The sequence below is a fragment of the Ruegeria sp. AF8 genome (assembly GCF_056541825.1).
Map to the genome: position 1 here is coordinate 1 of NZ_JBQFYW010000010.1, position 25,415 is coordinate 25,415.

Annotated in this window: 23 protein-coding genes and 2 pseudogenes; 13 read left to right on the plus strand and 12 right to left on the minus strand. The window is 57.2% G+C overall.

Annotation, left to right across the window (positions count from 1 at the left end):
* Positions 1-139: 139 nt before the first annotated feature.
* On the minus strand, positions 140-1,117 hold the full coding sequence (locus ACR0AO_RS15740) for a LysR family transcriptional regulator (RefSeq protein WP_480605233.1): 978 nt from the start codon (positions 1,115-1,117) through the stop codon (positions 140-142).
* Here ACR0AO_RS15740 and ACR0AO_RS15745 point away from each other — a divergent pair.
* The 6 genes from ACR0AO_RS15745 to ACR0AO_RS15770 all read left to right on the plus strand — a co-directional run bounded on the left by ACR0AO_RS15745 (position 1,104) and on the right by ACR0AO_RS15770 (position 8,926).
* A complete protein-coding gene (locus tag ACR0AO_RS15745; RefSeq protein ID WP_480605235.1) occupies positions 1,104-2,555 on the plus strand; it encodes an aldehyde dehydrogenase family protein in 1,452 nt (483 codons plus the stop codon). The genes ACR0AO_RS15740 and ACR0AO_RS15745 overlap by 14 nt on opposite strands.
* A gap of 100 nt (positions 2,556-2,655) precedes the next feature.
* On the plus strand, positions 2,656-3,630 hold the full coding sequence (locus ACR0AO_RS15750; RefSeq protein ID WP_480605237.1) for a membrane dipeptidase: 975 nt from the start codon (positions 2,656-2,658) through the stop codon (positions 3,628-3,630).
* A 3-nt stretch (positions 3,631-3,633) separates the two neighbouring features.
* Complete coding sequence (locus tag ACR0AO_RS15755) at positions 3,634-5,328, plus strand: hypothetical protein (RefSeq protein ID WP_480605239.1); 1,695 nt, start codon at positions 3,634-3,636, stop codon at positions 5,326-5,328.
* A complete protein-coding gene (locus tag ACR0AO_RS15760) occupies positions 5,325-5,963 on the plus strand; it encodes a DUF3726 domain-containing protein (protein WP_480605241.1) in 639 nt (212 codons plus the stop codon). Before ACR0AO_RS15755 ends, ACR0AO_RS15760 begins: the two co-directional genes overlap by 4 nt.
* A 14-nt stretch (positions 5,964-5,977) precedes the next feature.
* Positions 5,978-6,988 carry an Ldh family oxidoreductase gene (locus ACR0AO_RS15765; protein WP_480605243.1) on the plus strand — a complete coding sequence of 337 codons (1,011 nt, stop codon included), beginning with the start codon at positions 5,978-5,980 and terminating at the stop codon, positions 6,986-6,988.
* Between the two features lie 111 nt (positions 6,989-7,099).
* Entirely contained in the window at positions 7,100-8,926 is a 1,827-nt protein-coding gene (locus ACR0AO_RS15770; protein WP_480605245.1) for a BCCT family transporter, read from the plus strand.
* Positions 8,927-9,111: 185 nt separating this feature from the next.
* On the opposite strand, the gene ACR0AO_RS15775 is transcribed toward ACR0AO_RS15770, so the two are convergent.
* Positions 9,112-9,492 carry a DDE-type integrase/transposase/recombinase gene (locus ACR0AO_RS15775; RefSeq protein WP_480605247.1) on the minus strand — a complete coding sequence of 127 codons (381 nt, stop codon included), beginning with the start codon at positions 9,490-9,492 and terminating at the stop codon, positions 9,112-9,114.
* Positions 9,493-9,784: 292 nt separating this feature from the next.
* Here ACR0AO_RS15775 and ACR0AO_RS15780 point away from each other — a divergent pair, with 292 nt between their 5' ends.
* On the plus strand, positions 9,785-10,030 hold the full coding sequence (locus ACR0AO_RS15780; RefSeq protein WP_480605249.1) for a type II toxin-antitoxin system CcdA family antitoxin: 246 nt from the start codon (positions 9,785-9,787) through the stop codon (positions 10,028-10,030).
* Positions 9,973-10,326: a CcdB family protein gene (locus tag ACR0AO_RS15785; RefSeq protein ID WP_480605251.1), complete on the plus strand. Its 354-nt coding sequence runs from the start codon at positions 9,973-9,975 to the stop codon at positions 10,324-10,326. Before ACR0AO_RS15780 ends, ACR0AO_RS15785 begins: the two co-directional genes overlap by 58 nt.
* A gap of 382 nt (positions 10,327-10,708) precedes the next feature.
* Here the strand turns inward: ACR0AO_RS15785 and ACR0AO_RS15790 are convergent, their stop codons facing one another.
* A complete protein-coding gene (locus tag ACR0AO_RS15790; protein WP_480605253.1) occupies positions 10,709-11,200 on the minus strand; it encodes an alpha/beta fold hydrolase in 492 nt (163 codons plus the stop codon).
* Positions 11,201-11,447: 247 nt separating this feature from the next.
* Between ACR0AO_RS15790 and ACR0AO_RS15795 the strand changes: the two genes are divergently transcribed.
* Together ACR0AO_RS15795 and ACR0AO_RS15800 are read left to right on the plus strand one after the other, a co-directional pair.
* Positions 11,448-12,380, plus strand: a complete 933-nt coding sequence (locus ACR0AO_RS15795; RefSeq protein ID WP_480605255.1) for an MBL fold metallo-hydrolase — start codon at positions 11,448-11,450, stop codon at positions 12,378-12,380.
* A gap of 85 nt (positions 12,381-12,465) precedes the next feature.
* The gene (locus tag ACR0AO_RS15800) at positions 12,466-13,281 is read left to right on the plus strand and encodes a methyltransferase domain-containing protein (protein WP_480605257.1); all 816 of its coding nucleotides are present in this window, start codon (positions 12,466-12,468) and stop codon (positions 13,279-13,281) included.
* A 492-nt stretch (positions 13,282-13,773) separates the two neighbouring features.
* Here ACR0AO_RS15800 and ACR0AO_RS15805 read toward each other — a convergent pair whose 3' ends face one another.
* Together ACR0AO_RS15805 and ACR0AO_RS15810 are read right to left on the minus strand one after the other, a co-directional pair.
* Complete coding sequence (locus ACR0AO_RS15805; protein ID WP_480605259.1) at positions 13,774-14,166, minus strand: ectoine synthase; 393 nt, start codon at positions 14,164-14,166, stop codon at positions 13,774-13,776.
* A 17-nt stretch (positions 14,167-14,183) separates the two neighbouring features.
* Positions 14,184-14,933 carry an SDR family oxidoreductase gene (locus ACR0AO_RS15810; protein ID WP_480605261.1) on the minus strand — a complete coding sequence of 250 codons (750 nt, stop codon included), beginning with the start codon at positions 14,931-14,933 and terminating at the stop codon, positions 14,184-14,186.
* Between the two features lie 165 nt (positions 14,934-15,098).
* Between ACR0AO_RS15810 and ACR0AO_RS15815 the strand changes: the two are divergent.
* Both ACR0AO_RS15815 and ACR0AO_RS15820 read left to right on the plus strand, forming a co-directional pair.
* Positions 15,099-15,239: pseudogene (locus ACR0AO_RS15815) on the plus strand (LysR family transcriptional regulator); the annotation flags it as partial.
* A 69-nt stretch (positions 15,240-15,308) separates the two neighbouring features.
* Complete coding sequence (locus tag ACR0AO_RS15820) at positions 15,309-15,929, plus strand: LysR substrate-binding domain-containing protein (protein WP_480605625.1); 621 nt, start codon at positions 15,309-15,311, stop codon at positions 15,927-15,929.
* Positions 15,930-16,412: 483 nt separating this feature from the next.
* Here the strand turns inward: ACR0AO_RS15820 and ACR0AO_RS15825 are convergent.
* The 6 genes and pseudogenes from ACR0AO_RS15825 to ACR0AO_RS15850 all read right to left on the minus strand — a co-directional run.
* Positions 16,413-16,643: pseudogene (locus ACR0AO_RS15825) on the minus strand (IS110 family transposase); the annotation flags it as partial.
* A gap of 282 nt (positions 16,644-16,925) precedes the next feature.
* Positions 16,926-18,266, minus strand: a complete 1,341-nt coding sequence (locus tag ACR0AO_RS15830) for an NAD(P)/FAD-dependent oxidoreductase (protein WP_480605263.1) — start codon at positions 18,264-18,266, stop codon at positions 16,926-16,928.
* A complete protein-coding gene (locus ACR0AO_RS15835) occupies positions 18,266-19,066 on the minus strand; it encodes an ABC transporter permease (RefSeq protein ID WP_480605265.1) in 801 nt (266 codons plus the stop codon). Before ACR0AO_RS15835 ends, ACR0AO_RS15830 begins: the two co-directional genes overlap by 1 nt.
* A 3-nt stretch (positions 19,067-19,069) precedes the next feature.
* Positions 19,070-19,975 carry an ABC transporter permease gene (locus ACR0AO_RS15840; protein ID WP_480605267.1) on the minus strand — a complete coding sequence of 302 codons (906 nt, stop codon included), beginning with the start codon at positions 19,973-19,975 and terminating at the stop codon, positions 19,070-19,072.
* A 71-nt stretch (positions 19,976-20,046) separates the two neighbouring features.
* The gene (locus tag ACR0AO_RS15845; RefSeq protein WP_480605269.1) at positions 20,047-21,135 is read right to left on the minus strand and encodes an ABC transporter substrate-binding protein; all 1,089 of its coding nucleotides are present in this window, start codon (positions 21,133-21,135) and stop codon (positions 20,047-20,049) included.
* A 39-nt stretch (positions 21,136-21,174) separates the two neighbouring features.
* Complete coding sequence (locus ACR0AO_RS15850) at positions 21,175-22,260, minus strand: ABC transporter ATP-binding protein (RefSeq protein ID WP_480605271.1); 1,086 nt, start codon at positions 22,258-22,260, stop codon at positions 21,175-21,177.
* Positions 22,261-22,466: 206 nt separating this feature from the next.
* On the opposite strand from ACR0AO_RS15850, the gene ACR0AO_RS15855 reads away from it, so the two are divergent.
* Positions 22,467-23,366 carry a LysR family transcriptional regulator gene (locus ACR0AO_RS15855; protein ID WP_480605273.1) on the plus strand — a complete coding sequence of 300 codons (900 nt, stop codon included), beginning with the start codon at positions 22,467-22,469 and terminating at the stop codon, positions 23,364-23,366.
* A gap of 369 nt (positions 23,367-23,735) precedes the next feature.
* On the opposite strand, the gene ACR0AO_RS15860 is transcribed toward ACR0AO_RS15855, so the two are convergent.
* A complete protein-coding gene (locus ACR0AO_RS15860) occupies positions 23,736-25,388 on the minus strand; it encodes an ABC transporter substrate-binding protein (RefSeq protein WP_480605275.1) in 1,653 nt (550 codons plus the stop codon).
* Between the last annotated feature and the right edge of the window lie 27 nt (positions 25,389-25,415).

Consider the following 25,415-nt stretch of genomic DNA (forward strand, 5'->3'; position numbering starts at 1 on the left):
ATGCTAATCTCTCCCATAGACGCCTCCATTCAGGTTGTTTGCAAACCCACAATGGCACATCGAGGCCAGCGGGGGCGTCTACACCTTCAGAACCAAGTTTTGCAGGTAGTGCGATTAAGGGATTTGCACTGTTGGAGAATTAGGCTGCTTGCTCCCTTACCAGGTTGGCAAATCTACGAATGTAGTCGGGCAGCGCCGGTCTCTGGCGAACGATCAGGTGGACGTCCCGTGCGGTGCTGATCCCCTGCACCACGCGGAACGCGAGGCCCGCCGGATCAATCATTGCCACCCTTTGTGGCAGAATGGTCACCCAACCGCCCGTACGCACCATGGACATAAGCGTCATCGTATTCTGCGCCAGCGCCGTCCCCCCACATGTCAGACCTTCACGGACGTCCTCGTCCAACTGCAGGCAGAGATCATTGTTGACAAAGCCGGACGCGGCGATTTGCCGGATAACCGGAGGCTGCTCCTGACGCGCCAGCGGATGATCGCGGGTGCAGATCAGCCCGAAACGGTCGCTGAACAGCAATTGCTGTCGGGTACCACGGATCCCGTGCGCTACCGACGCGATGCCGATATCAACCTGTCCACGCGACAGCGCTGCTGTAACCGAGGTTGAATCCGCGTCCCTGAGTTCCACCTGCACCGTAGGAAACTCCTGATGGAACCTGCGCAGCACCTCGGGAAAGATCAGCGCGGCGACAGATGGTACAGCCGCTGCGCGCACCAGCCCCTGTGGTGCCTGCGCGATGGTTTCAATTGCCCGAATGGTGCCGTCGAACTGCTTCAACTCTTCCTGCGCCAACTCAAGCACCTGCACACCAAGCGGCGTTAGCCGATTCTTGCGGTCCGCTTCAAACAGACGTTGGCCCAAGTGATCCTCCAATGACTTCAGCGTCATTGAAACCGCCGACGGCGTTCGCCCCAACCGTCGGGCCGCGTCAGCCAGGTTGCCGGCCTGGGCGACCGTATTGAAAGTACGCAACATTTCGATCTTGATCGCCAATTTCAAGATTCCTGAAGTTTTGTTAAGTTGTTTGAATTTGACTGACAATGAGGTCGAAGTCCATCCTTGCTCAAATTTTTGCAAGGGATCCCTGATGACCGAGACCAAGCTGAACCTGATTGCCGGAAATTGGATGGCTGGCGAAAGCGAGATCGAAAACCGTAATCCGTCTGATTTGAGTGACCAGGTAGGTGTCTTTGCCCAGGCCAGCGCCGATCAGTTGGGCGCTACGCTCGATCAGGCGCAGCGGGCGCAGGTGGAATGGGCCGCCTTTGGGCCAGAACGCAAACAGGCGGTGCTGATGAACATCGGCAGCGAACTGATGAACCGCGCCGAAGAGTTGGGCAGGCTCCTCAGCCGCGAAGAAGGCAAACCGCTGGCCGAGGGCCGGGGCGAAGTCTATCGCGCCGGTCAATTCTTTACCTATTACGCCGCCGAGTGCCTGCGTCAGATCGGAGAAAACGCCGACTCTGTGCGCCAGGGCGTCGAGATTGACGTGCGCCGCGAGCCGGTGGGCGTTGTGGCCGTCATCAGCCCCTGGAACTTTCCGACCGCAACCGCTTCCTGGAAAATCGCGCCTGCGCTCTGCTATGGAAACGCGGTTGTCTGGAAGCCCGCCAACATCACCCCAGCCTCTGCCGTGGCGCTGACCGAGATCATCAGCCGTCAGGACATTCCAAAGGGCCTGTTCTCGCTGGTCATGGGGTCCGGACGGACGGTTGGACAACGTCTTGTGGAAAGCCCGAAGGTCAACGCGATCTCGTTCACCGGTTCCGTCCCGGTCGGCAAAGGCATCGCCGCCGCCGCCATCGAGAACCTGACCAAGGTGCAGATGGAGATGGGCTCGAAGAACGCACTGGCGGTAATGGACGATGCGGATCTGGATCTGGCCGCCGCACTGGCCGTTGGTGGCGCCTTTGGCGGGACTGGGCAAAAATGCACCGCCTCGTCGCGCCTTGTGGTCCATTCTCGAATCCATGACGCCTTTGTCAATAAACTGCTGACGGCCACACGGGCGATGAAGGTCGGCCACGCGCTGGAAGCAGGTGTGCAGATGGGCCCCGTGGTAAGCCAGCAGCAACTGGACGAAAACCTGGCCTATGTGGATCTGGGAAAGTCTGAAGGCGCCGAGCTTGCCTGTGGCGGCCACAGACTGGAGATGCCGCACGACGGATTTTACATGTCTCCCGGCGTGTTCCTGAACACTTCCAACGACATGCGCATCAACCGCGAAGAGATGTTCGCACCTCTGACCTCGGTCATCAAGGTGGACAGCTATGACGAGGCGCTGAGCGTGGTGAACGACACCAACTTTGGACTGACATCGGGCATCGTCACCCAGAGCCTTGCGCGCGCCACTCATTTCCGCCGCAACGCGCGTACCGGGGTGGTGACGGTTAACCTGCCGACCGCAGGAACCGACTATCACGTGCCCTTTGGCGGTCGCGGCGACAGTTCGTACGGTCCGCGTGAACAGGGCAGGGCGGCGGCCGAGTTCTACACCACCGTCAAAACCGCCTATGTCAGCGCCGGGACACCGCTCTGATGCCGGCTGTTGCATTCACCCGCATGGGCAATGCCGGAAACAGCGCCTGCTCCTCCCCTCACGGGTACGGGCGCTGTGGAAAAAATCATGAGGTGCCACCATGCTGATCGACGGGTTGCAATATGCGAACTGGTCGGAAAAGATCTTTCGCCAATTGCGCGCCGGTGGTGTGGATGCGGTTCACGTCACAATCGCCTATCACGAGAATTTCCGCGAAACGGTTCTGAACTTTGAGAAATGGAACCGGTGGTTCGAGCAATATCCGGACCTGATCATGAAGGGTCAGTGGGCCTCGGACATTGACAGGGCGCGCGAAACCGACCGCACCGCGGTGTTCTTCGGGTTCCAGAACCCCTCGCCGATGGAAGACGATCTTGGCCTGATCGAAATCCTGCATACGCTTGGCGCGCGTTTCATGCAGCTGACCTACAACAACCAGTCGCTGCTGGCGAGCGGGGCTTACGAGGCCGAAGACACCGGGATAACCCGCATGGGCCGCCAAGTCATCAAAGAGATGAACCGGGTCGGGTTGGTGGTGGACATGAGCCATTCGGCAGACCGCTCCACAATCGAGGCGGCGGAGGTTTCCGAACGCCCGATTGTGATCAGCCATGCCAACCCCAAGGAATGGGCTCCGGCGCTCAGGAACAAGACCGAAGACGTGATCCGCGCGGTCACCAGCAACGGCGGCATGTTGGGCTTTTCGGTCTATCCGCACCACCTGAAGGACAAATCGGCCTGCACGCTAGAAGACTTCTGCGGGATGATCGCTCGCACGGCGGAGAAATTTGGCCCCGAACACCTCGGAATCGGAACCGATCTTTGCCAGGACCAGCCCGACAGCATCGTGGAATGGATGCGCGTCGGTCGCTGGACCAAGGAAATCGACTATGGCGAAGGATCGGCGAGCGACGCGGGTTTTCCCGCCATGCCCGGCTGGTTCAGCGACAACCGCGACTTCGGAAACATCCGCAAGGGTCTTAGCGCGACGGGCCTCAGCACTGCCGAAGTGGACGGGATCATGGGCGGGAACTGGTACCGGTTCTTCGCAGAAAATTTCACTCCAAAAGGATAAGTCATGAACACATCCGCGCAAAACACGGTCCCCCGGCGCGATCCCGCGCTGGTGATGCGCCTCAGTCGCCTCGGCTCGGCCCATCAATGTCGCCTCAGCTTCATGCGGGTTCTGACCCGTCGGCTGGCACGTGACAACTGGAGTTTTGCGCGCGCCCTCTTTGACATCGACGAGAAGGGCGTGGGGCACGCGGTCTACACCGCAACCGGCCCGGAACGGACGTATTCGCTGATCGCCTTTGCACATGATCTGCTGCCGGAAATGCGGTCGGACCGGGTGATCGCCACGGCCTGGGACGCCACCTTCACTCTGTTTGACGGGGTGCCGACGGCGACAGACATCGAACGGCTGTCGAAGAATGTTCCCCGACAGGAGGCGGGACGCGTCGACGAACAATCCCTGTCTGTTTCCCGCGCCAACCGTTCGGTCAGGCTATGGGAACATACGGTTAACGCGCTGTCACAGGGCCGCCAGCCGGATGCCGAGACCGTTACCGCCGTGGGTTATCTGATGCGAACCACCGCCGTTTATGGTTCGGGCAAACTGGGGGCTGCGGATCACGAGAAGATTTCCGACCGCCCGGAAATGGCCGCGCCGTTTCAGGCAGAGATGCTGTCGGTCTTCCTGACCCGCGCCTTCGTGCGTGATCTGGTCAACCACATGGCGTGGCGGAAAGGCGGCAACCAGGCAGTGGAACTGGACGTGCGGACCGCCCGCAATCTCGGTATTGGCAATTCCACCGGGCTTGGCATGGCGCCTTTCCTGATTAACCACCCGGTCCTGTTCAACAACTGGATCGGAGCCCGCGAAGAGGCGATCGCCCGTGTGCGCAGCCTGCCCGCGGCATCAGAGGATGAGGCCGACATTTTCCGCGACTTGTTTGCCCGCTCGCGGGCTTCGGTCGACGCGTGGAACTCCGGACATCCGGTGCAGATCGAAAAGCTAAATGAACTGCGCGGCGACCTGTCCAGGATAGCGGCCTACCTGGAGCAGAAGAACCTGACGACGGATGCGCCGTGGAACCGGCTTTATTCTTGGGCTGAAAACGCACTGTCGGAAGAGGGGCAGGAATTTATTTCGTCCCTGATGCTGGAGCCCTACGGCGATCTGGTGGACGGGCTGTCCGCCTCGATGTCCGACGGTCGGCCAGAAGCCTCCCTCATCAATGGCGCAATGACCGTCGGTGCGGTGCGCGACCTGATCGAAGCAGTTCATGGCTGGACGCTCGGCACCGACTGGGCGGCGCGCGAGAATTGCGCCCGCGCCTGGTATGTGTCCGAGGAAAAGCTGGAACCGCGCCTCGGCGAACGCTTCGAGGAACCTATTGCAGAGTACGAACAACCGCTGGCCCCGGCCCGCGATGCTGCCGCCGCCCACGCCGCGTTGGCGGGGTGGGACGCCGAATTGCCGGTCGCCGAGTTCCTGCTGAAACATCCGGAGCATCGTCACAGCATCCGCCGCGCGCAAATCAGCGCCGATGCGCCCTACAGCGAGATCCAGGACAATACCATTTCCGCCGATGTGCTGCCCATCGACATGTTGCGCTGCAAGCTGGCGGTCTTCGGGGCAATCCATTTTGACCCGCGCTCGGACCGATGGGTGCGGATCAGCATGTTTGGCAATGCGCCATACCCTGAGGAGCTGACAGCGGATAACGCCGATATGTGGGTCTATCCGGCTGTGGAGGATGTGAAATGAGTTTTGCACTGAACGAGATCGAGGCCACTGCCAAACGCTCTGCCCGCGGTGCCGGCCTCAGTTGGGGCATGGCGGAAGAAGCGTCCAGGGCCACCCGCTGGCTCTGTGCGCAGGGCATTGACGGCGCTGCGGTTCTGGCTGCGGTGCTGGAGCGGAATGACGGTAGGCCCGCCGACATCCTGCGCCCGCAAAGCCTGTCCGGTGACTGGCGGGCCGAAGGCGGCATCCTCTGCCCGCTGCTAGCCGGGGCTGCTCTTTCCGATAGCGCCGCGCGTCTGGCGGATGGGGACATCGTGATGCAGGCGATATCGCATCCGGCGATGCTTCTGCCCTTTGCCGCAGCGGCGTCCGCCCAACTGAGCCGAACGGTGACGCTGGAATGGGAAGGAAGTGTGGCTGTCACCGATGGGAAAGCCGTCTCTGTCAGCGGCGATGCGCTCCTGCAGGCAGATGCCGCCGGTGCCCGCGCCAGCCTTGGCGGAACGCTGGCCGCGCCTTTGCCACAGGCCACTCGGGCGACACCCGACACCGCCGCGTGGGGGCTCCTCAACCGCTTCGCCCACCGCACCCTTGCACCCGCCACCGAAGCCTCGCGTCTCGCAGGTGCCGGGGCCGGGCTTTCCGACAACGATTAACCGGGAAAGATTGAATGACAGACACCCGCACGCTTACCCTGACCGAGATTGAGGACATCGCCTTTCGTGCCCTCGTTGCGGCGGGCACGTCCGAGGCAAACGCGCGGCCCCTCGCGGCTGCCACCGCGGCGACCGAAGCCGATGGCGTGGCCTCGCACGGACTCGCCTATATCCCGATCTATGCCGAGCATGTTCAATGCGGCAAGGTGGACGGGCAGGCGAAACCGGTGCTTAGCCAGCCACGCCCCGGCGTGATCTGCGTCGATGCGGCGACCGGTTTCGCCCATTCCGCCATCGACGCGGGTTTTGAGAAATTGATCCCGCTGGCCCGCGAACAGGGCGTGGCGGCGCTGGCCGTCCGCAACAGCTATAATTGCGGTGTGCTGGGTATCCACACCGCGCGGTTGGCCGAAGCCGGACTGCTGGCGATCGGCTTTACCAATGCGCCGGCCTCCATTGCGCCTTCGGGCGGGTCGAAACCGGTTGTCGGCACCAACCCGTTTTCCGTCGCAGCACCCGGTGCGGACGGTCAGGCCGTAATCCTCATCGACCAGAGCGCCAGCACCATCGCCAAGTCCGAAGTGATGAAACACGCGCGCGAAGGCAAACCGATCCCCGTCGGCTGGGCGCTGGATACGGACGGCAACCCGACCACAGATCCCAACGTTGGCCTCCAGGGTTCGATGGCGCCGTCGGGCGGCTACAAGGGTGTCGGCATCGCCCTACTGACCGAGATAATGGCCGCCGCCATGACCGGCGCCGCTCTGGGCACGCAGGCTTCACCATTCTCCGGCACCGCGGGCGGGCCGCCAAAGACCGGTCAGTTCTTCCTCGCCATCGATCCGGGCGCAACCTCGGGCGGGGATTTCGCCACTGGCATTGCCGCGCTGGCCGCATCCATACGCGAACAGGAAGGTGCCCGGCTTCCGGGTGACGGGCGCAAGACAAAACGCAACGCAGCATTGCGAGAAGGAGTCGCTGTCAATGCGGCCACACTCGACCGGATTCGGGCCATAACGGGCTGATTTCCAAGTCGTGTCACTTACCGGCCGGGGACATGGTCACCGACGGAAAGGAACCCTGCGGCGGCTGCGCGGGGCCAAAGGGACAATTCGTGCGAACAGGGAGGGGACATTATGTCATCCAAAGCACCATTCACAGATCTGGAAATCAAAACATCCAGTTCCGGGTTTTACGAGGGATACAGCATTCCGATTGCGCTGCTCAGCAAGGGCGTGATGACGGCTCTGGTAATCTGGGCTCTGGTCTGGCCGGCCAACGCCAATGGCGTTCTCGGCAGTCTGAACTGGCAAATCCTTGGCGATTTCAATGCCTTCTATATCGTCATCACCGGCTTCTTCGCCTTTTTCCTTTTTGCGCTGGCCGCCTTGCCCCAGACCGGCAATGTGCGGATGGGTAAACCGGGCGAACAACCTGAGTTTTCTAACTTTTCATGGTTTTCGATGATGTTCGGTGCCGGGCTGGGGGTGGGCCTGATGGTCTTTGCCACCGCCGAGCCGCTGGGCCTGTGGGGCTCCAACCCGGTCGTGGTGGCCGGTGAGGTTGCAGGCTATACACCCGAGGCGGTTCAGTCCGGCTATCGCTACACTTTTGCCCACTATGGCATCCACGCCTGGGCAATCTATGTGGTGACCGGCCTGTCGCTGGCCTATTACGCCTATACCCGCGGAATGCCGCTGACCATCCGCTCGGCGCTGACCCCGCTATTCGGCAAATACATCAACGGATTTCTGGGCCACGTCGTGGACGTTCTGGGAATTGTTGCAACCATTCTGGGCGTATCAGTGACCATCGGCTTCGGCGTTAGCCAGTTTATCGATGGTGTTTATGCAATCACCGGAATGCAGTGGATCATGGATCTGAACGGCGAGGCGCCGGTTCCGGGAACTGTGGGGCTTATCTCCGGCCTGGTCATCATCATGGGCCTGTCGATCGTTTCGGCCGTGACCGGCGTCGACAAGGGTGTGAGAATCCTGTCGAACCTGAACCTGATCCTGTCGGTGATCCTGCTTCTGACATTTGTGGTCTTCGGCTCATTCCTGTTTGCCATGACCACCTATGCCACCTCACTGGTGGATTATATCCTGCACTTCGTTCAGATCAGCTTTGGAGCCTGGACCCCTCAGGATCCGGCCGCCTTCGCAGCCGCCCTGCCGGAAGCTGCAAAACCGCTGGCCGATGACCTGATCGGAGGCGCCACCAATGCATGGGGCAGCTTCGACGGCTTCAGATCGGGCCTGGAAGGCCCCGCGGCCGAGCTGGATGAGGCTACCCTAGCCGCCGTCTACGAGGCCGGAAATGCAGGCCGTCAGTTTGGCTGGCAGGCAGGCTGGACCACGTTCTACTGGGCTTGGTGGATCGCGTTTTCACCCTTTGTCGGCCTGTTCCTGGCGCGCATCTCCAAAGGCCGCACAATCCGCGAGTTCATCATAGGCTGCGTATTCGCCCCGACGGCGGTCTGCTTCGCCTGGATGACCATCCTGGGTGCCACCGCTATCGACTTGGAAATTTCTGGCGCAGCGCAAGGCGCGATCATCGGCGCATCGCAGTCCTCCAAGCTATTCGTGACGCTGGAACACATCCTCTCGGGCGGGTTCCTGTCGCTGATAACCGCAATGTGCGTGGTGCTCATCCTGACATTTCTGGTCACCTCGGCGGATTCCGGCATTCTGGTGATGAACACCATCATGTCCGGTGGCGAGACCCAGGCCGGCGTAAAGCACCGTATCGTCTGGGGCGTGATCCTGACGTTGGTGATGGGCACTTTGCTGATTGCTGGTAAAACCAATGGCGAGGCCGATCCGATGGAGGCACTGAAAAGCGCGATGATCATCGGCGCCCTGCCGTTCACAATGGTCATGGGGTTGATGTGCCTGTCGCTGATGAAAGCGCTCTACAACGACCACAGACGCAGCAAATCGGCTCAGGTTCTGGCAGAGTAAGTCGGGCCCGACAACGGCGGGGCAGGTATTCATGCTTTCGAAGCGCAGAAACGGCCAAATTCCGGCGAAGTTCTCTATGCGTCTCGGAGGTGATCGACCTGCCCCGTAAGATTGTCATCGGGGATCAACCGAGAAGTTTCGGTTTCAAGGCCATCAATAAAACGCTCCGTAGGGGCCTTTGAAGTTTACCGACTTGGCCCGAAGTTTTGGCTGATTGCGATATTCACGCTACTCCGAGTTGAGCGATGCTCGACCCCAGGCATGATCTCGCGCTTTGCCGCCGGATATGAGAGAAGTTTGTCGGCAAACAGATCCCTCGGCGGATGGCCTTTCCGGGTCAGCAGCTTGCGCATCGGGCGCAGGGCAGCCCGCCGGTTGCGGCGGAGTTGAACCAGTACATCCAGAACGAACCTTTCCTGATCGATCGCGCGCCAAAGCCAATGCTTGCGTCCCCCGGTCGAGACGTAAACTTCGTCCAGATGCCAATTGTCGCCGAACTTACCAGCTGACCGGCGCCGGATCGTTTTTGCGAATTCCCTTCCGAACTTTCCGGCCCAAGCTTGCACTGTCCGATGCGATGATGCGGCGCTCGGCAAAAAAATCTTCGGCCACCGGAAGGCTCAGAGAAAACTAAAACTCAGCCAGGCGCATAAGAAATCACATCGGGCGGGAAACGGTGGCGGCTATAGAGACAGGCATCGGTCATGCCGCCAAGTCGTACTTTACGCAGGCAGCCGCATAAACTTTACGGTGCCGTTGAGACCCTTACTGCGCCATTTGAACCTGAAGAGATGAACGTTGGCCACTTGTATTACACATCAGGAATGTGTAAATGTTGCACACGAACCGGAGCACATCATGCCTCAGCCAAACAACGAAAAGCAGCGAACAAATGTGACATTGAACGCCAGTAACTTGGCGAGGGCTCGTGATTTGGGTCTCAATGTTTCTGCGATCAGTGATGCCGCACTGGCCAACGCCGTTGCGCAGGCGGAAGCCGAGGCATGGGCTGAGGAGAATGCTGCCGCGATTGCAGAACGTCGAAAATGGATCGAGAAGAATGGAACACCTTTGGCCGATGTCCAGGTTTTGAGAGTCGATTGATGGCTCAGTTCCATGTCTATCACATTTCCAGGGATCGGATTGTTCTCGATTTGCAGTCCGATCTCATCGAAACTGGAACCCGCGTTGTGGCACCTCTCATTCCGTTGTCGCAGGGGCCTACGCCTCTCGGGCGGTTAGAGCCCATTTTTGAGATTGGCGGGATCGCGCATGTTTTGCATACTGCCGAGTTGGCCGCGGTTCCCTCAGGCATCCTGAAGGGCCAATCGCTGGCCGACCTGACCGAACACGATTACAAGATTCGAGGCGCTCTCGATATGGTATTCTCTGGTTTCTGATATCCTGAGACATCTTTCACTTCCAACCGGGTTTAAGCCAAAGATCAGCCTTAACATTGCGTATTGCACTTTTGGATCGAAGGGGAACGCCGACACAGACAATCAAGCAGTCTGCGGCCAACAGCCACCTCGAGCTGATATTGTTGAAAAACACTGATTTTGCCGAAAACAGAGACAAAATTTGCGCACAGAAAGCCGGTTGCAAATACTGGTCAGGGCGTCGGCCAAAGCGCGGGTGTGGCCATGTAGGGGTCGATTCCGGCTGAGTGCTGAATAGGGCGTTAGGGCCGGATTGGGCTTGTGCAAATGAGTTCAGTCTTCATTTTCGGCAAGAAACCGGTAGCTGGTGGTCTTGGAGAGGCTGAATTCGGCCATGAGGTCTTTAATCAGATAGAAATGGCATCATCAGTCCCATGAACAAGGCGACGCCTCCCGTCGCGACATAGTGCGGGAGGACGTCACTAATCCATGCGGGGCGCGGTTTGATCTCGCGCAGCGTGTTCTGCAGAACGATCCCGTCAGCAGACGCGCCCCCTGCAAATGCCTGTGAGGCATATAATCCGCTTATCAACAATCCTGCCAAGATCGGAGATGTTGGCGACACTTCGTCAGGGACGCGGATCAGGTCATCAACAATCACATCGTATGTCAGCTCTGTTTCCCGGCTGAATGAAGGTTTTTTCTGACCCCGTAAATTATCGCTCAGTGTCCCGAAGCCGCGACTTCGAAGTTCATGTGCGACGATAGCCTCCCAATGATCTGTTGATCCTGTCAGAGCGTTGACGAACACAAAGGTCGGTGCGCCATCGCGGGTTGACGACAAGTGGAGATAGAAAATTGAATTTTCGTGATCGAAACGCAGATGGCCATCCATTCGTCCACCATTTTTTCAGCATGAAACACCATGGTGCCGTCCCACCAGAACTGTTCGCTTGCGCTGGCTAAAATACGAATGAAAGCATTCGAGCGCTTCTGACTCGGAGCCGTAGTTGACTCCCGGATCGCTCAACGATCGCTTTCCACCACCGAACGTATGGGCCCTCGGTTGTGCCGGTGAAACGGATCAAGCCTCTGCAAGCAGACGGGCGGTTCAGAGCCCCATGCGAACTACTCGGAGCGAAGTGAAGGGCGACGCACTATCCTTAATCCGTCGCTGGATTTGCGCTATAATCGGGAGCGAAAGCGGGAGAGCCGGCATGCTGATTCAGCTGGGCGAGATCGAAATTTGGAGAATTTTGGAAAGCGTGGACCCTTTCCTCAAACCACATGAATTCTTTCCCGATATGGAACCTGATGGATTGGAGTTGCTGCGCCGCGAGGCACCACGGCAACTTTGCAGGTTGACCGGAAAGATGCTGATTCCGATCCAGGGCTTCCTGGTCAGGACCCCGTCGCACAACATCCTCGTCGACGCCTGTGTCGGAAACGACAAGACCTGCGCGATCGCACAGTGGCACATGAGATCGGATGGCAGGTTCCTGGCGGGCCTGACGGCGGCCGGCGTTTCTCCTGAAGATGTGAACGTCGTCCTGTGCACGCATCTCCACCTCGATCACGTCGGCTGGAATACGCGGCTGCGAGACGGCCGCTGGGTTCCGACTTTCCCGAATGCCAGATACATCCTGCCGGCGGCCGATGATGTCCATTTCAGCGCCGAGGCGGGCCCAGTCTATCAGGAGAGCGTTCTTCCCGTCATCGCCGCAGGCCAGGCGGACCTCGTGAGCGCCGATCACATGATTGGCGATCATGTTTCACTCGTTCCGACACCTGGACACACACCGGGGCACGTCTCGGTCAAAATCGAAGCCGCGAAAGGATCTGTCGTGATAACGGGCGACGCAATCCACAGCCCGGCCCAGTGTGGGAGACCCCACTGGAGTTTCACGAACGACACGGACGCCTCCGCCGCGCGCAAGAGCCGCCGCGCGCTTCTTGAAATGGTAAGTGGCTCGGAGGCGTTGGTGGTTGGAAGTCACTTTCCGCTGCCGTCCATTGGGTCCATTGCGCCCAAGGCAAAGGCATTCTCGTGGTCGGATAGTTATACGTCGGCCTGACAATTCGCCGTTTTATGGCCTCGGCGGACGGCCGCGTCAGCTTGAGACGCGCGGCACCGGGTATCGCAATTTGAAGGGCAGAGACATGTCGGACATATTCCAATCACTCGATCAGCTTGACCGTAAAAAACTGCAGATGGTCGCCGACCGTCTCGAGTATCGGGGAACCTATCCCGCGTTTGTTGCCATGCGGGAGAGGTATTTCGACCGCCTGCAGTTGGCTCGGCCCCGCAACGTGCTCGACATGGGCTGTGGAACCGGTGTTGTCACCCGTGCTTTGGCGACAAGGCTCGCCGCAGAAGCAAGGTTGACCGGGACCGACTACTCGGCAGAGCTTATCGAAATTGCCCGTGGTATTGCTGCCGCGGAAGGCCTGGGTGAAAGGATCTCCTTTGAGATTGCCGACAGCCATGAGACCCCAGATGGAGAGAGCCTATACGATCTCGTGGTGCTGCACACGCTTCTCAGTCACGTTAACGATCCTGCGCAGGTCCTGAAGGTTGCAGCCAGCATGACAGAACCCGGAGGGCAGGTTGTCGTGTTTGACGGCGACTACGCCTCGATCACGTTTGGAGCCGGAGACCCTGAACTCAACGAACGCGCGCTGCAGGGTCTCTTAAAGACGGTCGTTGCTCATCCCCGGGCAATGCGACAGTTTCCTGAACTCCTTCCCCGGTCCGATCTTGAACTCGTGGATTTTCTGCCCGAGGTCCTCGCGGAAGCAGGGAAAGCTGGTTTTTTCGTGAGCATGTTGGACAGCTATACACCATCTATGGTCGCGGCAGGGCATCTTGACGAAGAGACGGCACATCGGTGGTCGACTACGCATCATGAGGCCTCTGAAGCTGGAACCTTTTTCGGATCATGCAACTTCTTCACCTATATCCTGCGTAAGGTATGATACGAATTATTTCATCCCGAAAAAGAGGCATTTCGAGTATAGCCTGGCGGCACTTTCCGGCAGGGGCGGAGCTTGCTCCTGGTGCGGTGTCCGCATTCAAATCTCTCATCAGAGGTGTTCGACGAGTCCCAACTTCGTCCGCAAGCTACTCTAGCGCTTGCTCGACTCGCAGCGAAACGCACGAACGTCCGCTCTTGACTCCGCCGTGCAGTGCGCCGTGCGTCGCTAAAGGATGTTGCAGGTGCGAGTTAGATGGAACCAGTAATATCTGCCTTGGGCACTGACCCAATTTTCTGATGCGGCGAGGCTGTGGGTCCGGTCTAATTTGGCGAACGGCGCGCTGAAGGTGCGAGTCTAGGAGACCACTGAATGCGAGCTATTGGCAGATCAAGTGACGGGGGATCGCTGCATGCGTTTCGGGCGGCTCAGAGCCCATTTTGCCGGATGCTGCACGCTGCATGAATGGCCGGATTGCGCAAGACATTGCCGCGCTCAAAAGGATCCACTTAGCGCATAGCTTCCATCTTCGCGGTGCACTTCGCGGCCGCTTAGCGGAGGATTGAAAACGCAGACAAGCCTCAAGTCAGCGTCTGTGGCGCGCACCAAGTGCCGGTCATGTTGATCTAGGGCATAGAGCGTAAATGGTTCAAGAAGATGCCAGGTTTCATCGTCATCGGCTCTGATCTGTCCTCTGCCCTCGATACAATAACACGCCTCTAGGTGATGGGTGTATTCAAGCTCAAGCACTGCACCCTTTTTGATGATCGTATCGGTTAGCGAAAACCCCATGCCATCAGAGGCAAGCAGTAACCTTCTGCTATTCCATCCCGGACCGGAAACGTCTCGATCTGTATCAAGGATATCTTTGAGTGCCGTAACAATCATATTCCACCGTCTCTTTACTATCGAACCGCGCGGTTCATCCCGCCATCGGACAGAATGCTCTGACCATTGATATACCGGGCTCCCTCACTGGCAAGAAACACGCAAGCCTGTCCAATTTCTTCGAACGTTGCGGGCCGCTGCGCCGGGATGGATCGGCGGGCCTCTTCAGATAGGTTTACGTTCTCGCAGAACCCTGGGAGCAGGTTGTTCATGCGAATGTTGTGCCGTGCATAGCGATCCCCGTAAAGCTTTGAGAAACTGTGCAGGGCGCCGCGCAGCATACTCATGGGATAGGGAGCGCGCGGCTCGACTGCATTCATGGACGAGATGTTTACGAAAGCGCCACCGCCTTGTTCGATCAGTATGGGCGTGACGATACGGGCAATCTTCACAACGTTCAGCACATACATGTCCAGACTTTCGTGCCACAGTTCGTCGCTGAGTTCCAAAAGCGGCCCGTCAAAGTCAGGATCGAAACCAACGGTTTTGATGGCTTCAGGCACCGTTCCACCGTGACCCATGTTGCTGACGATTGCATCAATCCGTCCATACTTGCTCATGGTGTCGTCGATCATCGCTTGCAAATCATCCACGTCCAGCACAGAGCCGCGGCGGCCAATGCCCCCAAGCTCCTCCGCCAGTTCAACAGACCGGTTAGACGGGGACATCAACGAGACCTTGTAGCCAGCCTTGGCCATTTCGATGGCGCAGCCCCGGCCAATGCCTTGTCCTGTACCAGTCATTAGTGCGACTTTGGCTTCGGCCATTGCTTTTCCTTTCTTTAGACAAATGGTGTGTGAGATTTTTTGATCCGAAATCAGTGTAACCTTTAGGAATTATCGGATCCTATCGAGTTCTTGGAAATTACTGTTAGGTTTTCTCACATGGCGGAGAACCTCAGACACCTTCGAGCCCTTTAAGCTTTCGACGAAACCGCAACCCACTCCAGCCTGACCAAGGCAGCGGATGTTCTGAACGTCACCCACGGGGCGATCAGGCGGCAAATCAAGTTGCTGGAATTGCATCTTGGCGTGACGCTTTTTCATCGCCGCCCCAATGGCGTTGAACTGACCAAAGCCGGGGAACGCCTGTATCAATCAACACGCGGGGCATTTTCTGCATTGCAGCTGGGCGTATCGGAGGTGAGGCGATTGCATCACCGCCAGTCGATTACAGTGTCTTTATCCACGTCGCTGGCGCTCAAATGGCTTGTACCTCCACTAAGTTCATTTCAGCAAAAGCATCCGGGGATCGCGTTGTTGCTGGACACAAATGATGCCTTTGCGGATTTCGATACGTCCGAGGTGGATGTGGCCCTGCGGTTTGGGGAGCCCGGTTGGGACGGGCTATATCATGAGCAAATAAGACAAGAGGAATTGATTGTCGTGGCCGCGCCGTCTCTTGTTGAGAAAACACGGCTGCCAATGCGCGCCGAGGACGTGGCTGATCTCCCATTATTGCACGATGCCTACAACGTCGGATGGGAAAGCTGGGCTGCGCAAGTTCGGTTGAGCGCTGATCGAATTAAGTCTCAGAACATCAAGTACGTCGATAGTGCTGTTCTTTTGGAGGCCGCGATTGACGGGCAAGGCGTGACATTGGCGAGACATCTTTTGGCGGCAAGAGATTGGGAACTTGGCCGGCTGATCCGGCTCGACCAAAGCAGTATTCCATTGGATCGTGGGCTTTACTTCGTCTGTCGCCCTGGCGATCAGGAGCGGGTCACGGTGAGAATTTTCAAGAAGTGGCTCATGTCGATTTGAGCCTTGCGCCCTAATCGAAGGTCCGCGAGAGCGGTCATTAGACCACGTTTAACAGAAGTCAGCTTTGTTGCGAAAACTGTGAATTATTGACCTGAAATTTGCGGCATTCTGCGCGAATGGCCGGTTCTTCCGCTGCAAGGCAGCACCGTAATATTTGCGCGCGCGGCAGCCTTGACGCCTCGTAAATGCGCAGCGAGAGTTCAAGACTTCTCCTATGGGCTCGTTTCCGTCCCTCTCTGCGTGCTGAATGGAGGTCTTTAATGACCATTCGCGGCTACTCGAATGCAGGAGACACAATCACTCTGCTCCTATCCGGTTGATCAAACCTATTCCGAGAAAGAGGGCAAAGCGGCGATAGGCTCACACCGCCTGGGCGATGATCTCACGTGGAAAGCGAAAACCCTTCAGGCGTGGCATGTTGGTCGAAATCTTAATCTGGAGCGAATGGCGTGGTCGGAACTGTCAGAAAACTTGGTGATCCCGCCTGATTTCGTGCCCCAAGCGACCAATCTCCCGGCCCCAATAATGCGCACCGGCACAGGCTTCCATCGCCACCACGCATCTCAACAGCTTGGCAAAAAACTCAAGAACCTGACCTCTGCTAAGTTTCTTCCTCAAAACAGCGTGACCAGTGTGATCTGCTCCGTGCACCTGGAAAACGTTCTTCGCCAAATCCAGGCCAACCATGTTAATCTCTTCCCTAGACGCCTCCATTCAGGTTGTTTGCAAACCCACAACGACACATTGAAGCCAGCGGGGCGTCTACATCTTTAGAACCGGTAAACACAGCAATTTTCAACTTGACTTCAAACTTCAGAGAAGATTGCGAGAAAGCCCAAAGGAATTTGTGATAGATTTCGTCGCGACCGTGCATTCAAAAAATTCCGAGGAAAGAACAAGATCTCGAAGGATGAAACGGTAGATAGTCGGACTCTGCCGAAATGCATGTCCTTGCTAATTCTTCATTCAGTTCCTGGATTAGACAGTGGTTGCTGATTACTCCCGCCCGACGCCCGCGCGCATCCTCATTACATTCAAGCGGGCTCCAATATCCAAAAATGGCCGTGGCGGCAGGATAGCTGGTGGCGCAAGCCTTTGTGCTTCGGCCAAAGCCCGCGATTGGAGACCGGCATATTGTTCGACAAGTAGCTTTGCTAAAGCCGTACCGCGCGCGATACCTCCAGCATTGAAGCCGCCGACCGCTAGCACATTTGGTGCAGGACGGGCAAAAACCGAAGAGTAGTTTCTGCTGATTGCCACGACACCCGACCATGTGTATTCGATGTTGAGATCTGGCAGCATGTGCCAACGGTCTCGGATCGCGCGCAAATGCACGGCGCGGCGGGCAGCCAAATCCGCCTCGGACATTGCCAGATTAGGCCAATATTCGGCCGTGTTTCGCATCATGATCCGGTGATCGCGTGTATAGCGAATTGTCGCCCCCATCCGATGTGCCGACAGGATACCCCAAGGGTCCGGATCACCAATTTCGGCGCGTTCGTCTTTGGTCAAAGGATGGGTCATGCTGGCGGTCAGGGTCAGGTGCATCATGCGCCCCCGGAACAACCCAAATTCTCCCAGCAGGCCATTGGTCGCCACCACCACGTTGTCCGCAGTCACCGTCCCGCTCACACAAGTAATATCAATGGTTGAGCCATATTCGATTCCGGTGACCGGACTGTCCTCAAAGACAGTGACTGATTTCGGCAAGTTTATCGCTAGGCCACGCGCAAGTTCTGCAGGCTGTACCAATGCCGCGTGTTTTGTCCAGAGCCCCTTGTGGTAATAAGGGATGCCCAAGCGGCGATCCAGGCGATCCCCTTCCAGCCACTCGTATGGAATTTCGAGTTCTTGCAAGATGTTTTCGAAACTCGCCAGATTGCGGAAATGCCGGGGTTCGGCGGCGCAGTGAAACTTACCGTTGTCATCCCATGCTGCATACAACTCGTGGGCATGCACTGCAGTACGGAGGTAATCCAGCCCCTCCATATTGATCAGATAGTTCGACAGCGCCTTGGTGATCATGGTTTCGTCGTCACCGACCCGGCCCGGGGATGCTTCAACGGCAAACCCCGAATTTCGTCCGGCCGATCCTTCACCTATGCGTTGTCCTTCAATCAATGCGATATCTGCCTGCGGATAAAGTTCTGCAAGGCGACGGGCAGCGGCCAGCCCAGAGAACCCGCCACCGATCACGGCCCACTGTACCCGCAGCGCACCGTTCAGCGAGCGGATGTCATTCCGTTCGGGCAAGGTTTCGATCCAACCGCAACTGTTGTCGTTTACGGCGAGTTTCGAGATTTTGGCTCTGCGCGATCTGACAATATGTTCGTACATCACTTTTCCTCGAGTTTGCGCTTGATAAGGCCAGCGGTCACTAGGACCACAAGGCTGACGAACACCAGAACGGTTGATACAGCCGCCAGTGAAGGATCAATCTCTAACTGGATCCCTTCCCACAGACGCTTGGGCAGGGTGCTGACGCGGGGGCTGGACAGGAACAGAGCAATCAGCAACTCGTCAAACGACACCAGAAAGGAAAACAACCCCGCTGACAAAAAACCCGGCATGGCCATAGGCACGGTAATTCGCAACACCGTTCTGACCCGGTTGGCACCGAGGTTGCGGGCAGCGTTTTCGACACTGGGATCGATACCCCGAAACGACGCTGTCATGATCGTGATAACGAACGGGATCGCCAAAACCGAATGCCCAAGAACAAAGCCGAACACTGTTCCGGTCCAGCCCAGCACCGAAAAAAGTCGGAATATAGCAATCGCCGTCAGGAGGCTAGGGATGATAATAGGAAACAGAAAGAAGGAATTCAGCAGACGCTTTCCCGGAAAATTTCCGCGCACGATCCCGTATGCTGCGGCACTCCCTACGATCAGTGAAACAATGACTGTCAGGATGGCAACATAGAAACTGGTGAATGTTGCGGCGATCCAGCCCGGTTGGGTCAGGTATTTGTGATACCATTTCAGGTTGAACCCGCGCGGTGGAAATTCCAGTACCGAGGTCGGTGAGAAGGATATCGGTGCAACGATGAAGTTCGGCAGGATCAGAAAGAACAGCACTAGCGCAACAACACAGTATAACAGTGCTTTTTCGGGGGTCATGGGACCATCGAGTTTCATGGCTCAGCGTCCTTCGTAGATACGGTCGGCAGAGATGAAGCGGTCGTAAAGCGCATAAAGCGTGACCGTCAGCACCAGCAAAATGGTCGACAGCGCGGCGCCGAATCCCCAGTCCAGGCTGTCATTGATCTCCAGCTCGATAATCTGCGCCAGCATGGTGTCATTGGGTCCGCCCAGCAGGGCCGGGGTGACAAAAAAACCAAGGCTCAGGATAAACACCAGCAACACCCCGGCACCGATGCCGGGCAACGAAAGCGGCAGGTAGACGCGGGTGAAGGTACGGCGCGTGTCGGCGCCCAGATTGGCGGCAGCATCCATCAAGTTCTGCGGTATGTTTGTCATCACCGAAAAAAGCGGCAGGATCATGTAGGGCAGCATGAAATGCACCATGCCGATGGTCAGCGAGAAGTGGTTGAACAACATAGGAATCGGCGCGTCGATCAGGCCAAACTCCATCAGGTTGCGGTTGATCACTCCATTTCGTCCGAGTAGCGCCATCCACGCAAACATACGAACCAGGATATTCGTCCAGAACGGGATCAAGACCAGCGCCGTAACGATCAGCTTGATCCGATTTGACCCATGCGCCATCACGAAGGCCACGGGATAGCCGACCAATAAACAGATCAGAGTCGTCTCTCCTGAAACAAGCAGAGTTCGCCACAGGATCTTCATGTAGATCGGGCGAGTAAACGCCTTTTGGTAATTTTCCAGCGTGAAATTAGGGTCCAAAAAACTCTGAGACAGGAACATGCCCAACGGAACCACGAACATCAGTGCAAGGAACAGCAGAGCCGGGGCGAGAAAGGCCAGATAAACAAGCTTCTCACGACGCTCCAGGCGCTTGAGAAGGGATTCTGACGGAGGGTGCGAAGCCTGCGATACAGGGGTGGGGGAAGCGATTTGCATGGACTGTCCGTTCCGTGTGGTCCGGGCCCGCGTACGGGGAGAGGTTTTTGCGGGCCCGGCTGGTCCCGGCCTTAGCCGAGTTTCCATTCCTTCCAGCGATCAAGCATTGGAAGATAGGCATCGCCCCAATAATCATAATCACAGGGCAACTGCACATCAGCGAAGGTGGTTGGCAGCAGCGCCGCACGATCAGGGTTCACCTTCTTGATCGCATTGTGATTGACGGGGCCATAAGTTATGTAATCGCTGAGGCGCCAGTTGACGTCTTCGTGGCTGGCCCACGCGATGAACAACTGCGCCAGATCGGCGTTTGGCGCACCTTTAGGGATAGCCCAGGCGTCGCCCATCAATTGAGCTCCGTTCCAAACGATTTCCAACGGCACGCCTTCGTCGCGGATCACGTCCAGACGTCCATTCCAAGCCGTGACCATCACCGCTTCGCTATAGGCCAGCAGCTGGGGCGCCTGGGCGCCTGAGCTCCACCAGATCACGTCATCCTTGATCTCGTCCAGCTTGGCAAATGCCCGGGCAATCTTGCCCTCGTTTAACGGGTAAATCTGGTCGAGCGGCAGGCCATCGGCCTGCAACGCATAAGCGAGCGTGGCGATCGGATTGTCGCGGATGGCCCGCGGCCCGGGGAAGTCGGTCGTGTTCCACAGGTCGGCCATCGATGTGGGTTTCTTGTCGGTGAAAACGTCTGTACGGAAGGCCAGAACCTCGGAATAACTGAGGTTGCCGACACCCCATTTTGGCGCAAAGCCTTTGAAAACATTGGTCTTGTCGACGATGGAGTAGTCGATCTCCTCCAGCGCACCGGCTCTGCCCAGCGGGGTCGAACGATAGGTGCCGATATCGACCAGATCCCAGATCACATTTTCCGCCTCGACCATAGCAATGATCTTGGGGTCCTTAGGATCAGTATCCTCGATGATCTCGATACCAAACTCTTCGGCGAAAGGTGCAAAAAACGCGTTGCGCTGCGCTTCTTGGAAGGAACCTCCCCAAGACGCGACGGTCAGGCTGCGGCCCTTGTGCTTGGCCAGTTCAGTCTTGATCTGTTTCAGGCTGTAACCTTCCGCGCGGGCCATGCCCGGACTCATTGCGGTAACTGCAAGACCCGCCGCGGTGCCCTGCAGGAATGTCCGTCTGTCCAACTTCATGATTTCCTCCCATTAGCTTGGATTTCGGTTGCGGGTGTGTCAGGCCGCTTCGACCAGCAGCATGTCGTCAGTGTTCCAGCCGAGCGTGACTTGAGTATCGATCTTCAGGGTCTCGTCGGGCAGGTTGCCCGGCACCCGTGCCGTAAGACGCTGACCCGAAGCAAGACGCACCAGGTACTTCGTCGAATTGCCCACATACAGATATTCTTCGATGATGCCCTGAGCGTTGCATTCTGCCCGGTCTTCACCGCGCAAGATGCGCAGACTTTCCAGCCTTAAGGTGAACGTGGCCGCCGTATTGGGTCGCATAAAACCGTCGCGCATACGGCCAACAAAGCTCTGCCCGCCCGCATCGATGGTGACCAATCCGTTCGTCTGATCGGTTACCTTGCCGCTTAACAGGTTGGTTTCACCAATAAAATCGGCGACAAAACGGTTCTTCGGCGCACGATACAATTCGTCCGGTCGACCTATTTGCATGATCCGACCGTCATTGAAAACTGCGATCCGATCCGACAGGGTCAGCGCCTCTTCCTGATCGTGGGTAACAAACAGGATTGTGGCACCGATCCGGTGGTGCAGCTGCTTCAATTCGAACTTCATCTCTTCGCGCAGCTTTGCATCCAGCGCACCCAGAGGTTCGTCCAGCAACAGGATTGATGGCTCAAATACCAGCGCCCTCGCCAGCGCGATGCGCTGCTGCTGCCCTCCCGACAGTTGCTTTGGCCGGCGGTCGCCATGCTGGTCCAAACGCACTAGGTCCAGAGCGCGGGCCACTCGTTCGGTGATGTCGGACTTACCTATTCCACGCATCTGCAGCGGAAAGGCGATATTGTCCGCCACGCTCATATGCGGGAACAAGGCGTAGTTCTGAAACACCATGCCGATATTGCGTTTGTGTACCGGGACCGGCACGATCGACTGTCCGTCGACCAGAATATCGCCCCGGGTCGGGACCGTGAACCCGGCCACCATCATCAGGGTCGTGGTCTTGCCCGAGCCCGACGGGCCCAGGAAGGTAACAAACTCGCCCCGGGAAATGTCCAGATTGACAGCTTCTGCAGCCTGAACTGAACCGTAGTGTTTCGACAAGTCGGAAATCTGTATGCGCGATCCACCTTGCATGTGGCAATATTCTCCTCTTCATCCTGAGATGGATCTTTGATTCAACCATCCAAGGTGTTAGAGAATAAGTAACACTTTTTGCAAAGTCGTTTCGATTCTCTCATACCCTGTATATTTGGCTTAATTAATGTACTTTGATGTACTTTCAAAATCGCAAGTTGTAGAGATATAATAAGTAGAAGTTATTTTAATGGAGGTATCCGGGTGTGAATGAAAGGCAGCTGCGCGCCCTCAAGTTGGCGGTCAAGACCGGCACTCTTGTTCAGGCAGCCCGGCTTATGCATGTCTCGGCCCCCGCTGTCAGTCAGATGCTGACGGCGCTGGAGCAGGAGATCGGGATATCTCTTCTGAACCGTCGTCAGGGGCGCGTCTCTCCGACGCCTCAGGGGCTGTATTTTCTGGAGGCTGCGGACAAGGCGCTCTCGACGATGGAAGCTACCCGCGATGTGGCCAGAATGCTGCGAACCAGTTCGCACGGACAGATCAGGGTTTCGACCACTCCTGGAATGTCATTAAAAGTTTTGCCGCGTGTTTTTGCAAGATTCAGCAAGGTGTATCCCACGTGTGAAGTTTCGGTTCAGGCCAGAACCTCGCCACGAACCGTTGATTTGATCGCTCATCAGGTCATTGACATCGGAATCGCCGATGCCCCTTTTTTTGACGAAATCGCCGACCCGATAGTATTCGAAAGCCCGCTGCGTTGCGTATTCTCAGCCAGTCATCCTTTGCGCGCTAAAGACTATGTCACACCTGAAGATTTGACGGAAATTTCGCTGGTAATGCTTAGCAAAGATCTGCTGCCTACGCAGTTGTTAATGCAGACCTTTAAAGACGCGAATATCGAGATTGACCCAAAGTCCGATTGCAACCTCTTTTATTCAGTCATAGCGACGGCGCTGCATTCCAACATGGTTGGGTTTGCTCCGGGTGTCGCGGCGACTGGTGAACTGGATGGCTTGCCGTTCGAAAGCCGCCCATACTACCCAACGGTCAATTACAAATTCGCGGTACTGCAATCCATGGCCCAGGAGTTGCTGGATGAAAACCAGCTTTTCCTGGACATTCTCATAGAAGAATTGAACGCGGTATATCAAAGCGCAATTTAGGATCCGTCACCGAAAGTGGGCACATCGAGATCTCATCAAGCCAGCATCTTGTTGATAGCCCGCGCGCGGACCACGACGCGACGCATGTACCCCAAGGAACTCAGCCGAAGGCCAACAGAGGCAGAACGAGCCAAAATGTAACCAGCGACACCGCTGCGGCGGATCAATCGCACTGCGAAAAACCGCCTGACTGGGAGGGGCCAGTTACCGAAATCCTGACCACCGCGGGCACAAAAATTCTTCATCTGCAAAAGCGAAGCGAGTACAGCGGAGACTAAGGCAATCAACTAGATGCTTAGGGGTTATGGCTGTCCGATCCAGATTCGAGATGATCAGGAGAAACTTGGCAATGCCCGCCGGTGAGCCTGGTTAGGCTTCGAGCGCCAGCTTGTGCACATGGATCTCATTGATGGGGTGGCTTTCTGCGCCGATCACACCGGGGCGGGAATGACGATACAGTGACCGCCAGTACGGCTGGATGATTGTTCCGTCATCCCGCATGAACTGCTCGATTTTTTCCATGTGCCCACGTCGCGTTTCCGCGTCCGCTATGGCCGACGCTTCTTCCAACATTGCGTCGAACTCGGCGCTTGCCAAACCGGTTTCGTTCCATGCCACGCCCGACTTGTAGGCCAGTGTCAGAACCTGAACGCCTAAGGGTCGATGCCCCCAATCGGTCGAGCTAAACGGGTATTTGTTCCAGTCGTTCCAGAAAGTGTTACCCGGCAATACCGTACGTCTGACGTTCAGACCTGCGTCACGCAACTGGGCCGCCAGTGCGTCTGTCGTGTTGCGGCGCCAGTCATCGTCAATGGAGAAAATCTCATGCTCATAGTCGAGCATGCCGACTTCTTCCAGCAATGCGCGCGCAGCCTCGACGTCCTTTTCCGGAGCCCCAATGTCGGCGTACTCGGGGTGAATGGGGCAAACGTGGTGGTTCTCGCCCAACGTTCCGCGATTGGCATATCCCAATTCCAGCAAAACGGCGTTGTCGCAGGCCATTGCTAAAGCGCGGCGCACGCGTGCGTCGGCATAGGGCTTAACGCCGTCCACTTCGGCGTCGCGATTTGTGCGCAGAACCATCGTGTTCGCAGAGACAGACTCGCTCTGGTTCCAACCGATGCTTTCGTAGATATCGACAAATTCACCGACCGTTTCATAGGTCATATCGATTTCTTCTGCTTCCGCAGCAGCCAGATGCGCGGCACCGTCGGTGCCATAGTCTATGAACTCGATCCGATCTAGATAAGCGCCTTCGCCCCACCAGTCGTGATCCGTGTTCTTCTCCAGAACGACCTTTTCACCTACTTGATACTCGACGAGCTTGTATGGCCCCGTACCGACCGGATCATTGGCTGGATCGCCAGACCAACCGTCGGGCACGATTGCAGCAGGATATTCCGTGACGGCCGGGATAATGGTGATGTCAGGTCGCGTCAGCTTCAGTTTAAGTGTCAGATCATCGACCACTTCCAACGCTCCGTCGGCAGGGCCATCTCCGGCTTCGTTCTGTAAGGAGCCCATGCGCGCGGCCATGGAATTACCTTCCCAAGTACCGTCGCACCAACGTCCAAAATTGTACGCAACATCCGTGGCCGTCAGCGTTCCACGCCCGTCATTCCAGTTCACGCCTGGACGCACATGCAGAACATATTCCGTCGCATCGTCATTCACCTCCCAGCTTTCGAGCAACCGAGGCTCGAACGTACCGTCCGCATTGTACTGAACGAGGTATTCCAGAAAGCCACGGACAACGTTTCCAAGTTGAGGCCAGTTATACAGCGGCGGATCAAGTTGCGCGCGCACAACCTGTTGAATACGAATTGTACCACCGGGTTGAATATTCGTAGCAGCTTGTACTGGCTGAGATAGACCAATCACCGAATAAGCGGCCGATGCAGACAGCCCTAGTGCAGTAGCGCGTGTTAGGAATTCACGACGGCTGAGCGTTCCGTCTGCTACTTCGCCGACATGCATAGCAATCGCTGGATGAATTGTTCGGCTGCGACTTTGTTTGGTCATCATTGGCTCCCGTGTTTCTCCTGCAGG